At 35.2% G+C, this 14355-nt stretch carries 15 protein-coding genes; all 15 read left to right on the top strand.

Features of this window, described 5'->3' with window-relative positions; genetic code table 11:
• Nucleotides 1-21 precede the first annotated feature (21 nt).
• The 15 genes from QA612_RS11835 to QA612_RS11765 all read left to right on the top strand — a co-directional run bounded on the left by QA612_RS11835 (nt 22) and on the right by QA612_RS11765 (nt 14349).
• Nucleotides 22-384 carry a response regulator gene (locus QA612_RS11835; RefSeq protein WP_278284026.1) on the top strand — a complete coding sequence of 121 codons (363 nt, stop codon included), beginning with the start codon at nt 22-24 and terminating at the stop codon, nt 382-384.
• 22 nt (nt 385-406) lie between these two features.
• Nucleotides 407-1093, top strand: a complete 687-nt coding sequence (fliO, locus tag QA612_RS11830; protein ID WP_278284025.1) for a flagellar biosynthetic protein FliO — start codon at nt 407-409, stop codon at nt 1091-1093.
• Entirely contained in the window at nt 1090-1758 is a 669-nt protein-coding gene (fliP, locus tag QA612_RS11825; protein WP_278284024.1) for a flagellar type III secretion system pore protein FliP, read from the top strand. Before fliO ends, fliP begins: the two co-directional genes overlap by 4 nt.
• Before the next feature lie 14 nt (nt 1759-1772).
• Entirely contained in the window at nt 1773-2042 is a 270-nt protein-coding gene (gene fliQ / locus QA612_RS11820) for a flagellar biosynthesis protein FliQ (protein ID WP_278284023.1), read from the top strand.
• A 6-nt stretch (nt 2043-2048) separates the two neighbouring features.
• Nucleotides 2049-2828, top strand: a complete 780-nt coding sequence (gene fliR / locus QA612_RS11815; RefSeq protein WP_278284022.1) for a flagellar biosynthetic protein FliR — start codon at nt 2049-2051, stop codon at nt 2826-2828.
• 3 nt (nt 2829-2831) lie between these two features.
• A complete protein-coding gene (gene flhB, locus QA612_RS11810) occupies nt 2832-3911 on the top strand; it encodes a flagellar biosynthesis protein FlhB (RefSeq protein WP_278284021.1) in 1080 nt (359 codons plus the stop codon).
• A 54-nt stretch (nt 3912-3965) separates the two neighbouring features.
• Nucleotides 3966-6008, top strand: coding sequence for a flagellar biosynthesis protein FlhA (gene flhA / locus QA612_RS11805; protein ID WP_278284020.1), 2043 nt, complete (start codon nt 3966-3968; stop codon nt 6006-6008).
• Nucleotides 6005-7132: a flagellar biosynthesis GTPase FlhF gene (gene flhF, locus QA612_RS11800; protein WP_278284019.1), complete on the top strand. Its 1128-nt coding sequence runs from the start codon at nt 6005-6007 to the stop codon at nt 7130-7132. Before flhA ends, flhF begins: the two co-directional genes overlap by 4 nt.
• Before the next feature lie 7 nt (nt 7133-7139).
• On the top strand, nt 7140-8027 hold the full coding sequence (locus QA612_RS11795; protein ID WP_278284018.1) for a MinD/ParA family protein: 888 nt from the start codon (nt 7140-7142) through the stop codon (nt 8025-8027).
• A gap of 18 nt (nt 8028-8045) precedes the next feature.
• The gene (locus QA612_RS11790) at nt 8046-9131 is read left to right on the top strand and encodes a protein-glutamate methylesterase/protein-glutamine glutaminase (protein WP_278284017.1); all 1086 of its coding nucleotides are present in this window, start codon (nt 8046-8048) and stop codon (nt 9129-9131) included.
• A gap of 11 nt (nt 9132-9142) precedes the next feature.
• Nucleotides 9143-11203: a chemotaxis protein CheA gene (locus QA612_RS11785; RefSeq protein ID WP_278284016.1), complete on the top strand. Its 2061-nt coding sequence runs from the start codon at nt 9143-9145 to the stop codon at nt 11201-11203.
• 708 nt (nt 11204-11911) lie between these two features.
• On the top strand, nt 11912-12391 hold the full coding sequence (locus QA612_RS11780; protein WP_278284015.1) for a chemotaxis protein CheW: 480 nt from the start codon (nt 11912-11914) through the stop codon (nt 12389-12391).
• Nucleotides 12391-13032: a chemotaxis protein CheC gene (locus QA612_RS11775; protein ID WP_278284014.1), complete on the top strand. Its 642-nt coding sequence runs from the start codon at nt 12391-12393 to the stop codon at nt 13030-13032. The genes QA612_RS11780 and QA612_RS11775 overlap by 1 nt, the downstream gene beginning before the upstream one ends.
• On the top strand, nt 13025-13513 hold the full coding sequence (locus QA612_RS11770; RefSeq protein ID WP_278284013.1) for a chemotaxis protein CheD: 489 nt from the start codon (nt 13025-13027) through the stop codon (nt 13511-13513). The genes QA612_RS11775 and QA612_RS11770 overlap by 8 nt, the downstream gene beginning before the upstream one ends.
• A gap of 59 nt (nt 13514-13572) precedes the next feature.
• Nucleotides 13573-14349, top strand: coding sequence for a FliA/WhiG family RNA polymerase sigma factor (locus QA612_RS11765; RefSeq protein ID WP_278284012.1), 777 nt, complete (start codon nt 13573-13575; stop codon nt 14347-14349).
• Nucleotides 14350-14355 lie beyond the last annotated feature (6 nt).

Genomic DNA, 14355 nt, shown 5'->3' with positions numbered 1-14355 from the left:
TTCATACAAGGAGGAGTAATAATGTCAGTTAAAGTATTAATAGTAGACGACGCAGCATTTATGAGAATGATGATAAAGGATATCTTATCAAAAAACAACTTTGAGGTGGTTGCTGAAGCTGGTGATGGGGCACAAGCAGTTGACCTTTATAAAGAGCACTCCCCAGATTTAGTTACAATGGATATTACAATGCCTGAAATGGATGGTATTACATCTTTGAAAGAAATAAAAAAGCATGATCCAAATGCTAAAGTCATTATGTGTTCAGCAATGGGACAACAAGCGATGGTTATAGATGCTATTCAAGCAGGAGCTAAAGATTTCATCGTAAAACCTTTTCAAGCAGAACGTGTATTGGAAGCTATAAATAAAACATTAGGATAACAGCTTTAGAGGAGTGTCGTCATTGAATCAGCTTAAGAGAATGATTGTATATGTAGTGATTGCACTATTTCTTGTAACTCCCTCAATTACATTTGCAAACGATGGAGATTTCGGAGATGGTGATGGGAGTGTAGGGGATATGTTTAACAGTGATCCTGAAGATGACGACGGTATATCTCCAACAGAGGGAAATAGCCAAGAAGATAATGTAGTAGAAAATGAAGACTTAATTGCTAGTGGAAATGATCAAAATTTATTTTTATTATCGTTACAAATGTTTTTTGCATTAGCAGTTGTTATCTTTTTAATATATGGATTATTAAAGTTTGTTAATAGTCGTAGTAGAGCATTTCGAAGCCATTCAACTATTGAAAGTGTTGGTGGGGTTCCACTTGGATCCAATCGTTCTGTTCAAATCATCCGAGTAGGTAATAAATTATTCGTTGTAGGTGTAGGTGACTCCATTCAGCTATTAAAAGAAATTGATGATGCTGAAGAGATAGAACAAATTCTTGAAGAGCATAAGCCTCAAGAAGTATTTGACCAACCAATCTCGAAAGCAACAAATTGGTTCAAAGAAAGGTTAAATCGATCATCTATCGTCGAAGGGGAAAATCAATCCTTTCAGCACCTTCTAAAAAGAGAGCTTAAAGGAGTTAAGGAGTCGCAAGAAAAAGTTCATTCGGCATTGAAGGAGAAAGATCGATGATTGAAATACCAGCATTGGACATTTTTAGTGAAGATCCAGCAAACTTAACAGCTACAATACAACTTTTACTGTTATTAACTGTATTAGCATTAGCGCCTAGTATACTCATATTAATGACGTGTTTTACTCGAATTGTTATTGTATTATCCTTTGTACGTTCAGGGTTAGCAACACAGCAAATGCCTCCTAATCAGGTACTTGTTGGATTAGCTCTTTTTATTACTTTTTTCATTATGGCTCCGATTTTTTCGGAAGTAAATGAACAGGCACTTCAGCCTATGTTTGCTGGTGAAATGACACAGGAAGAAGCATTTGATGCTGCTGCTATTCCTATGAAAGAGTTTATGGCACAACATACACGAGAAAAGGATTTGGCACTATTTATGGGGTATGCAGGCTTACCACGACCTGAATCTTTAGATGAAATTCCTTTAACTGCACTCGTTCCAGCTTTTGCTATTAGTGAATTAAAAACAGCTTTTCAGATTGGTTTTATGATATTCGTTCCTTTTTTAGTTATTGATATGGTAGTGGCTAGTGTCTTAATGTCTATGGGGATGATGATGTTACCCCCAGTCATGATAGCCTTACCATTTAAAATATTACTTTTTGTAATGGTAGATGGTTGGCACTTAGTTGTCCGTTCATTGTTATTAAGTTTTTAGAGGGCGTGATGTAAATGACACAAGAAATGGTCATATCGTTAGCTGAGAGAGGCGTTTTTACAGTCCTTATGATTGCAGGACCTCTACTCGTAATTGCTTTAGGGTTAGGACTTTTAGTTAGTATTTTCCAAGCAACGACACAAATTCAGGAACAAACGCTAGCGTTTATTCCAAAAATTGTTGGTGTTTTAGTGGCTCTAATTGTCTTTGGACCTTGGATGCTGTCTCAAGCACTATCTTTTGCACAACAAATCTTTAGTAATCTCCATCAGTTTGTAGGTTAGGTTACTATGTTTATTGAAATATTTGATTGGTTTCCAGCGTTTTTATTAATTTTAGTACGAGTTTCATCCTTTATGGTAACTTTACCTTTTTTTTCTTATCAAAATATACCTGCTTCAATCAAAATCGGAATAGCAGTTTTATTATCATGGTTAATGTTTTTTACCGGTGATTGGCCTATTATTGCAATAGATTATAGCTATTATTTATTAATTATAAAAGAGGCGTTAGTAGGTTTGACCGTTGGGCTTGTAGCAATGATATTGCTTTATGCTATTCAAGTAGCAGGTGGATTTATAGATTATAAGATGGGATTTATGATTGCCAATGTAATCGATCCACAAACTGGAACACAAACACCTTTAACAGGTGGATATTTATATACATTTGCCTTACTATTTTTGCTAGCAACGGATGGTCATCACATCTTATTGGATGGGGTATTTTACAGCTATCAATTTATACCAATAGATCAGCTGTTTATCCCTTTTGGGAATGATTCAGTCTTGCAACATGTAGTAACTAGTTTTAACACAATGTTTCTTATCGCTTTTCAAATGTCTATGCCCATTGTTGGTTCTCTATTCCTTATCGATGTAGCTTTAGGAATGATTTCAAGATCAGTACCACAAGTAAATGTATTTGTGGTTGGATTACCATTAAAAATAGTTGCAGGATTTATTATGTTATTTTTAGTTATGGCACCATTTTTTGTTTTAGTAGATTATTTAATTGAAACAATGACGTTGACAATGAGAACATTGATGCAACTTTATGGAGGGGTATAGCATATGTACATTTCCCTCGATCTCCAGTATTTTGCACAAGAAAAAACAGAAAAAGCAACACCGAAGAAACGTAAAGAGTCGAGACAGAAAGGACAAGTTGCTAAGAGCACAGATGTAAACACTGCATTTATTTTATTATTTGTATTTTTATCCTTTTGGTTCTTTGGTCGCTTTTCGGTGGAACAATTATTCTCTATAGCACAATTTACGTTTCAGGAATACATGCTGATAGATTTAACAGAAAATAATGTGCAGTCTATGTTTATTGAATATAGTTTTCAAGCCGCACTAGTAGTAGCTCCATTTATGTTTATTGCGATGATTGCAGGAGTTTTTAGTAACTATTTACAAGTAGGTATTCTGTTTGCCCCAGAAGCAATAAAGATGAAGTTAGAGAAGTTAGATCCAATCAAAGGAGCAAAACGGATATTTTCTATAAGGGCGTTAGTTGAGTTTTTAAAGTCTATGTTAAAGATTACCCTTGTTGGTATCGTTACCTTTTCAATCATTTGGATATTTTTAGACGATATTTTAAAGCTTTCTCTCTATTCTATAGGAGAAGGTGTTCGTTTAATTGGTAATTTGACTGTGATAATGGGTCTTGCAGTAGCTATTCTATTAATTTTCTTATCTGTATTTGATTATTTGTATCAAAAGTATGATCATGAGAAAAATATTAAAATGTCCAAACAAGATGTTAAGGATGAATATAAGAAGACAGAAGGTGACCCTTTAATAAAGTCTAAAATTAAAGAGAAACAAAGACAGATGGCAATGAGTCGAATGATGGCAGAAGTACCGAAGGCAGACGTAGTAATAACAAACCCAACTCATTATGCTGTAGCGTTAAAATATGATGGTAATCAAATGGATGCACCAATTATTGTTGCAAAAGGGGTTGACTTCATTGCTCTAAAAGTAATAAACATTGCCAAAAATAATGATGTTATTACAGTAGAAAATCGTCCACTAGCTCGAGCTTTATACAGCCAAGCAGAAATTGGTGACGCTGTTCCAGAGGATTTATTTAAAGCCGTGGCAGAGGTGCTTGCTTATGTATATCGAATTCAAAAAAAATTGTGATAAAACGGGATGCTGTTTTTCATAAAGGTTAGATTAGTTAGGAGAGAGAAGCAAATGGCAGCTAGAGATTTTAGTATTTTATTAGGAGTTATCCTTATTGTTATTATGCTCATCATACCATTACCAACTGGTATGATAGACTTTTTAATTATCATAAATATATCTATTGCTCTCTTAATTATTCTAGTTTCAATGAATACGAGAGAACCGTTACAGTTTTCCATTTTTCCAACTCTATTACTACTGATTACGTTATTCAGACTTGGATTAAATGTATCTACAACACGAGCTATTCTAGGAAATCAAGGGGATGCAGGAAACGTAATTGATACATTCGGCAACTTTGTAGTTGGTGGTAATGCACTTGTTGGTTTTGTAGTGTTCATAATACTTGTTGTTATCCAATTTGTTGTAATCACTAAGGGTGCAGAACGAGTTTCAGAGGTAGGAGCTAGATTTACGTTAGATGCAATGCCCGGTAAGCAAATGAGTATTGATGCTGACTTGAACGCAGGAATGATATCTGATTTGGAAGCACGAGAAAGAAGAAAGAAAATTGAACAGGAAGCTGATTTTTACGGATCAATGGATGGTGCTAGTAAATTTGTTAAAGGTGATGCAATTGCTGGTATCGTTATTGTAATTATAAATATCATTTTTGGTCTTGTAATTGGAATGATGCAAGAAGGCTTATCCTTAAATGAGGCAGCAGGGAAATACACGTTACTAACTGTAGGAGATGGATTAGTGAGTCAAATACCAGCACTACTTATTTCTACTGCAACAGGTATTGTGGTAACACGGGCTGCGTCTGAAGGGAACTTAGGTCACGATGTGACGAAACAGCTACTAGCTTATCCGAAAATGTTATATGTAGCTGGAGGTGCTATTGCATTATTAGGGTTCTTTACTCCAATAGAAGCTATGGTAACTACAACTGTGGCTCTAATATTTGGTATCGGAGGATTTATGCTTGGACGAAACGAGCAAAAAGCAATAGATCTTGAAGAGATTGATGGAGAATTAGAAGACCAAGAAGAGGATATAAAGTCACCAGAAAGCGTCGTTAATTTACTGCAAGTAGATCCTATTGAATTCGAGTTTGGCTATGGTTTAATACCATTAGCTGATGCCAATCAAGGTGGAGATTTACTAGATCGAGTTGTCATGATTAGAAGGCAGTTAGCTATTGAGATGGGAATGATTGTACCTGTTATTCGTATAAGGGATAATATTCAATTGCAACCTAATGAATACTCCATAAAAATTAAAGGGAATGAAGTGTCAAAAGGGGAATTACTCCTCGATCATTTTATGGCAATGAGTCCAGGAGTTGAGGATGAGAATATTACGGGTATTGAAACGATTGAACCAGCATTTGGATTACCTGCACTATGGATATCGGAGGAACAGAAAGATCAAGCTGAATTGTCTGGATATACGGTTGTTGATCCTCCGTCAGTGGTTTCAACCCATTTAACGGAAGTGATTAAACGCTTTGCACATGAATTAATTGGAAGACAAGAGACAAAACAATTGATTGATCATCTTAATGAAACGTATCCTACATTAGTGGAGGACGTGACTCCGAATCCATTATCTACCGGAGATATTCAAAAAGTGTTAAGTCGCTTACTTAAAGAAAAGGTGTCCATTCGAAACTTACCAGTAATTTTTGAAACATTAGCAGATTATGGTCAAATGACGAAAGATACGGATTTATTAACGGAATATGTACGACAATCTTTATCTCGACAAATAACGAAGCAATATGCAACTGAGGGGGAAACAATGTACGTAGTTACTGTCAGTGGTGCAGTTGAAAAAATGGTAGCAGATGCTGTTCAACAAACAGAACACGGAAGCTTTTTAAACCTTGATCCAAATCAAATGCAATCTATTGTTGAATCAACAATGGTGGAGGTAGAACGTATGCAGGAAACGGGTCAAATGCCTATTATTCTTTGTTCTCCAGCAGTGAGAATGTATTATCGTCATATTATTGAACGTTATATACCACATATACCGGTACTATCATATAACGAATTAGAATCTACGATAGAGGTACAAAGTGTTGGGGTGGTGAATGGAACATGAAAGTAAAAAAATTTACTGCAAAAGATATGCCAGAGGCAATGGTAAAAATTCGTGAGGAATTAGGCAATGATGCAGTTATCCTAAATTCAAAACGTATTGAAACTGGTGGTTTTTTAGGTCTTTTTACGAAAAAAATGATTGAAGTGATTGCTGCAATAGATCCTGATATTCCACATAGACAGGGTACAAAACATTATAAAAAGGAAGTGAAAGCTTCCTCGACAGTTAGAAATGCAAATTCAAATAAAGATGGACTGGTAAAAGAAATTGCAGATTTAAAGTCAATGATTAAAAATATGAGTAATCAATCTGTAACTATTCAAGGTTCAGAAGAGTATCCGGGCTTTTTGAACACAATAAATCAACACCTTTTATTTCAAGAAGTATTAGAGGTGTATCGACTAAACATATTAAAAAAGCTTTTAAAACGGTGGTACTCAGAAAATGGCGATGAGCAATCAGAAAAGGTTTTATGGAAATGGACAGAAGAAATCATATTGGATGATCTAAGCGATATTGCATATGGACCTTTTAAGTATGATAAGCGTTATTTAAATGTTGTTGGTCCTACAGGAGTTGGAAAAACTACCACGTTAGCTAAAATAGCAGCAAAATCTACTCTCGTTCACGGTAAAAAAGTTGCTTTCATCACGACTGATACGTATCGAATAGCTGCAATTGATCAATTAAAAACATATGCCAAAATATTAAATGTCCCAGTTGAAGTTGCCTATTCTATTAATGATTTCAAAGAAGCAAAGGAACGTTTAAAGGAGTATGACTTTATTTTAGTAGATTCTGCAGGAAGAAACTTTAGAAATCCACTGTACGTAGAGCAATTACGTCAGGTTATTGATTTTGATGATGAAATGGAAACGCATCTAGTATTATCTTTAACATCAAAATATAAAGACATGAAGAAAATTATAAAACAATTTCAAGCCGTTACTTTGAATAAGGTCATATTTACGAAAGCTGATGAAACAGAGTCACATGGAGCAATGCTCAATGTCCATCATGAGTTTAATCTTGGTACATCTTATATTACAACTGGACAAAATGTACCTGATGATATTATTGAAGCTTCCCATTCCAAGCTGATTGAACATGTATTAAGGAGATGAACGATCAATGAAGGATCAAGCAGACGTTTTGCGTAATAAAATGATGCAATTTCAAGATCGTTCTAATGAGAATAATATTAAAAACACGAAGGTCATTGCTGTTGTAAGTGGAAAAGGTGGCGTAGGTAAGTCGAATATTTCAGTAAACTTTAGTTTAGCATTACAAAAACTGGGCAAAAATGTCATTATTTTTGACCTTGATATTGGAATGGCTAATATTGATATACTGCTTGGGAAAACAACGAACTTCTCTATTGTAGATATGCTAGAAAAGGGTTTTACAATATGGGATATTATTGAAACAGGACAAGAAGGCTTATCCTTTATTTCAGGGGGAACAGGTTTAACGGAACTGTTTCAAATGACGGAAGAGAAGATGAATTACTTTTTAGAACAGCTATCACAATTAGGGCAAAAATATGATTACATTTTATTTGATATGGGTGCAGGAATTTCTCAAAGCAGTATTCACTTTCTGTTATCTGTTAACGAATTATTTTTAGTAACCACACCAGAACCTACATCAATAACAGATGCTTACGCAATGATCAAACATATAAATAGTCAGAGTAATGCTATTCCGATCCATTTGATTGTTAATCGTGCAAAGCACAAAAATGATGGAGTAAACACAGCCAGAAATCTATCATCTGTTTGTCTGCAATTCTTAAATAAAGAAATTAGTCATATTGCAACATTACCGGATGATGAAATAGTTTGGAAGGGAGTTAGGTCACAAGTTCCTTTTATCTTAATGTCTCCTAAAAGCAAACCTTCTATAGCAATTCATCAAGCAGCATTACAGTTTATAAAGAATGATGGCACAAAAATAATGGATGAGAAAGTATCATTGAATACATTTGTGTCAAAGCTTAAATATTTGTTCCAACGATAGAATTGGAGGAATCAACGCATGATCAACGTCCTTGTTGTAGATGACTCTGCATTTATGCGAAAGGTGATCTCAGATTTATTAAAAAAGGATTCTAGAATAGAGGTAATAGCAACTGCTCGAAACGGTGAAGATGCTATTGAAAAAATAAAAAAATATAATCCAGATGTTGTCACATTAGATGTTGAGATGCCAATAATAGACGGTTTGGAAGCTTTAAAAATTATTATGAAGGAGTATCCGAAACCGGTTATTATGTTATCTAGCACAACAACGAAGGGAGCTGATAATACTATTCGAGCAATGGACTATGGGGCTTTCGATTTTATTTCTAAGCCTTCAGGTCCAATATCATTGGACATTCATAAAGTTCAAAACGATTTAATCGAGAAGGTTATACATGCCTCAACTACCTCTTTAACAAAGCTTCTTTCGACTAATGAAAAAGCACAACAGATAGATAGTTTAAAGGTAACGAAGGTAAAGGAAACACCTACTTTCCATTCAGCGGATAAAATATTTGATAAATTAGGAAGAAAAGGGATAGTTGCTATTGGAACGTCTACAGGCGGACCAAAAGCATTGCAGCAAGTATTAACGAAGCTCCCTGCAGATTTTCCTTATCCTATACTGATTGTACAACACATGCCGGCAGGTTTTACGAAATCATTAAGTAATCGGTTAAATGAACTGTCAAATATTGAAGTAAAAGAGGCGGAAGATGGAGAAATTATCAAAAAAGGTGTTGCCTATATTGCACCTGGAGGATACCATTTAAAAGTAAGAGGTATTGGGACTTCTGTAGCAGTTCAATTGGATCAGTCTCCTGCAGTTAACGGTCATCGTCCTTCTGTTGATGCATTATTTCATTCTTTAGCCCAATTATTAAATTATCATGTAATGGCTGTTGTTTTAACTGGGATGGGTTCTGATGGTACGAAAGGACTTATAGACTTATCGAATAATAAAAAGGTCATTGCCATTGCTGAATCTAGTAATTCAGCGGTTGTGTATGGAATGCCTCGTGCTGCTATTGAATCGAAACGAGTTAACGTAGTTGTTGATTTAGAACAAGTTGCTTCAACAATCATTCAACATTGTCACTAGGAGGGAATTAGATGGAAAAAAATCAGTACTTAGACATGTTTATTGAAGAAAGTAAAGAGCATTTACAGTCCATGAATGACCATCTTCTAAAGCTAGAAAATAACCCTAAGGACTCATTATTAATTAGTGAAATTTTCCGTTCTGCCCATACCCTAAAAGGGATGGCTGCAACGATGGGCTATGAAGACTTAGCAAGTCTAACTCATCAAATGGAAAATGTCCTAGATAGTATACGTAATGGGACCGTAACAGTAAGTTCACAAATGATGGATGTCGTCTTTGAATCAGTAGACCACCTTGAGGCAATGGTAACGGACATTGAGAATAGTGGGGACGGTAAACGAAATGTTATATCTACTGTTCAAAAATTAGAAAAAATAGAACAAGGTACATTTATTAATGAAGTAGCAGCAACAGTTGAAGTAATGAAGGAAGAAGAAAGTGATCATACATATAATAATCAACTTCCACCATTTGATGACTTTGAACTTACTGTATTATCTCAATCAAGGGAACAGGGATTTCAAGCTTATTATATTAACGTTTGTTTACGAGAAGATTGCATTTTAAAAGCTGCACGTGTGTATATGGTTTTTGAAGTAGTAGAGAAAATTGGTGAAGTCATTAAGTCCCAGCCTACTGTAGAACAATTAGAGGAAGAGAACTTTGAGTTAGAATTTTCAATCACTCTTTTAACGAAAGATTCTGCAAATGAGGTTGAAGCAAAAATATTAAAAGTTTCTGAGATTGATAGTGTAAATATCATAACGATTGATGTAGATCAACTTTCCAATCATGATAAAAATGAGACTGCAAAGGACAACATTAGTGAAGTGGATTCCCTAGAAAATAACATCACAAGTGATTTGAATCCAGTGGAACCTACTAGTGAAAAAAATAATAAGGTGCAACAAGGTGGCTCTTTAAATAAAACCATTCGTGTTAATATTGAACGGCTAGATAGCTTAATGAACCTATTTGAAGAGATAGTAATTGATCGTGGGCGTTTAGAGAAAATTTCTCAGGATTTAAAGAATAATGACTTAACGGAAACAGTGGAACATATGACTCGAATATCTGGAGACCTACAAAACATCATTTTAAATATGAGAATGGTTCCAGTAGAACAAGTTTTTAACCGCTTTCCAAGAATGGTAAGAGGTTTAGCAAAAGAATTAAATAAAAAAATCAACTTAGAAATTATTGGTGCAGATACAGAGTTAGATCGTACCGTTATTGATGAAATTGGGGACCCGCTTGTTCATTTATTACGAAATTCAATTGATCATGGGATTGAAAAACCAGACGTTCGTAAGAGAAATAATAAAAATGAAGAGGGAAAAGTAACCTTAAAGGCGTATCATAGTGGGAATCATGTTTTTATTGAAGTCTCTGATGATGGAGCAGGTATTTATCGTGAAAAGGTTTTACAAAAAGCTATAAAGAACGGTGTAATTAGTAAGGAACAAAGTGATTCGTTGACGGATAAACAAGTGTATGAATTACTTTTTTCAAGTGGACTAAGTACAGCGGATAAAATTTCTGATATCTCAGGTCGAGGGGTAGGACTAGACGTAGTAAAAAATAAGATTGAATCATTAGGTGGAAGTGTTACTGTGGACTCTGAAAGAAATAAAGGAACCATTTTTTCCATTCAGCTTCCACTAACCTTATCTATAATATCCGTCATGCTAGTAGAATTACAAGATGAGATATATGCTATACCACTATCATCTATCATCGAAACGGCTATTATTAAAGAAAGTGAAATTATGGCAGCTCACAATCAAAGAGTGATCGACTTCAGAGGTAGTGTCGTTCCAATAATAGATCTTTCTACACTTTTTAAAGTACCTAAAGTAAGAGAAGCGGATGAATATCATTCTATTGTTATTGTACGAAAGGGAGATCAAATAGCAGCCTTAGTTGTTGATTCCTTTATTGGTCAACAAGAAATAGTTTTAAAGGCTCTAGGAAACTACTTATCATCCGTCTTTGCTATTTCAGGTGCAACTATTTTAGGGAATGGACAAGTTGCACTAATCGTAGACTGCAATTCACTTTTTAAATAAAGAATGTGTTAAAGGATGATGGTTTATTTTCAGGGTAGACCTCACATGCAAGTAAACTTCCACCATGGGGGATGAAAATGTTCTAACTAAGAGGAGTTCATCCGTTGCAGGTGAACCAATTACACCTAAGATCAGCCCACGTCCTGTGGGCAACGGCGTAATCCTGCCGTCCTGGCTGCGTGGGGCACGGCCTCAACTTCCTACCACTTACTCGGTAAGTGGTAGGGGATTTTCGGTTCGTGCTGATCCCGCTGGAGTCGTCACCCTTCACTCCTGAACCGTTTCTATTTTCAGGGTAGTCCTCCTATGCAAGTGGAAATTGCACCATGGAGGATGAAAATAATTTTAATCTAATTGGAATGAGTGGAATCCCACGAGACTCCTCGAAAATGCTATCACAATTTCTTCGTGTGTGGGATTGCTCTTAGGTGTAATTTGAGTACCTAGCAGCAAAAATCAACCACAAAATTGAACACAAGCTAAATAATAGGCATGCTTCACTCTGTATTTGAATCACCGTGTCTTATTTGCAATGGATGATCTCTCCTGTGGAGACTAGCAATCAGTGTTAATCCGATTGTTAGTTACTATAAAATGTGCATGAAGGTACTATATACCTATTATTTGACTAATGAGATAATGAAGTTAAAAGAGCCAAAATATATGTTGAAAGAATAAATTATTCCACATAATAACGGAGGGATTGACATGAATATCGAAGCAAATGTAAAAGAATTGAAGGTAATAGTTTTTCAATTAAAAAATGAAGAGTATGGTGTATCTGTTGAGCAAGTTCGTTCTATTGAAAGAATTCAACATATTACTCGCGTTCCTGGTACGGCAGATTTTGTTAAAGGAGTAATTAACTTAAGAGGCGTTGTCACACCAATCATTGATTTACGTAGTCGATTTGGTATTGAAGAGATTCAATATTCCGATAGCTCTAGAGTGATTATTGTAGCTATCAATGAGGTTAATGTTGGTTTAATTGTAGATGCAGCAAATGATGTAATAGATATTCCTATCGATGAAATTGAACCTACACCAGAGGTAGTGGGAAGTGTGGAAACGAGTTATATCCATGGAGTGGCTAAAATCGATAAACGATTACTTATTATTTTAAACCTAGATAAAGTTTTAAATGCTGATGAATTAAATGAAGTGGAAAATATTGAGGCCAAAATGTAATGGATTTTGTAGAAAAAATTAAACCTGAGCATTTGGATATATTAAAGGAAGTAGGAAATATTGGGGCCGGTCACGCTGCTACAGCTTTATCAAGGTTATTAAATAAAACGATTGATATGAACGTTCCTGCAGTAAAAGTCGTGTCCTTTAGTGAAGTGCACGATTTATTAGGAGGAAACGATGCTGTTGTAGCTGCTATTTTTTTGAAGATTGAAGGGGATGTTCCTGGAAATATGTTTTTTATGCTACCTGTGAACGAAGCATCAAAGCTTATTCAACAATTAACAGGAGATACTTCTATCGATTTTATGGATTCCTCTACTAGTGAAATTGGTATTTCAGCATTGACTGAAACTGGAAATATTCTTGCAGGATCTTATTTATCTGCCTTGTCTGACTTCACATCGTTGCAGTTGCTTCCTACCCCTCCTGCTTTAGCGATCGATATGCCGATGGCAATTATAAGTTATGGCTTAATTGAAATATCTCAAGCTGGTGATTTTGCCATACTAATAGATACAGAAATAAATGAAATAGAAGTAAATGACTCAACACGAACAACAGGTCACTTCTTTTTACTTCCAGATCCAGACTCTTTTGAAAAATTATTTAAATCATTAGGGGTAAACGTTAATGACTAATGTAATTAAAGTAGGTATGGCTGATTTAAATTATGCTATACCACCAGATAAAATTCGAACATCTGGACTTGGTTCCTGTGTTGGTATCATCATTTACGATGATACGGTAAAGATTTGTGGATTAGCTCATATTATGTTACCGGATTCATCACAGTGTCGTTCTAAAGCTGTTCAACGTTCAAAATATGCAGATACTGCCATTGCTGACCTACTTTCCTATTTAATTAAGAATGGGGCCAAGCCATCTCGGCTTAAAGCAAAAATAGCTGGTGGTGCCCAAATGTTTAAATTTAGTTCAACGAACGAAATAATGCGAATTGGACCAAGGAACGTAGAAGCAGTTAAAAAGTTTTTAAAGGAAAATAATATTAAGATCTTAAGTGAAGACGTTGGAGGAAGTAGTGGAAGAACGATTGAATTCGATCCACTAACAACTATTTTGAATATACGAACGGTTAATAAAGGTGTTAAAGATATATAACCCGTTTTTTAACGACGGGGATAGATTACGTTTTTTAAAGATTTTAAGGAGGAATTCTCATGCCGCAAATTCATGTATCAACACAGCTAAAACAAGATTGGGAGCTTTGGACCGAATCAAGGGATTCCGCAAGCTGTGACAGACTTGTACAAGCTTATTTACCATTAGTTGAATATCATGTTCAGCGCGTCAGAGCTAATCTTCCTAAAAATATATACCTTGATGATCTCCGAAGTAATGGCATGCTAGGTCTTTATGATGCATTAGAGAAATTTGATGATACGAGAGATTTAAAGTTTGACACATATGCCTCTTTTCGTATACGCGGAGCAATTATAGACGGTTTACGACAAGAGGATTGGCTTCCTCGATCTGTTCGTGAAAAAACAAAGAAAATAGAAAAATCTATTGAAAAGCTGGAGCAGCATTTTGGAAGAACCGTGACTGCTGTAGAGGTTGCTAATGATATAGGGCTACATGAAGATGAAGTATTGCAAACGATGAATGAAAGCTTTCTGGCAAATCAACTTTCTATTGATGAAGCTTCCAAAGATAATGAAAAAGATGAGACCTATCGTTTGAATATTATTGATGACAAAACGCCAACACCAGAAAATTCCCTTGAAAAAAAAGTTCAGCTTGAAGAGATTGTGAAGGTAATTCATTCCCTAACGGAAAAAGAACAACTAATTATAAGTTTGTTTTACTTTGAAGAATTAACGTTGACGGAAATTGGTGAGATCTTGGATTTGTCTACGTCACGTATATCTCAGATTCATTCTAGAACTTTATTTAAGTTGCAGCAGCGCTTAACTAATTCCTTTATCAATGTATAAGAGGGG

The sequence above is a fragment of the Evansella sp. AB-P1 genome, from assembly GCF_029688925.1.
GTDB lineage: Bacteria > Bacillota > Bacilli > Bacillales > Salisediminibacteriaceae > Evansella.
Note: the sequence above shows the minus strand (reverse complement) of the source record. Positions and strands in the feature narration are given on the sequence as shown.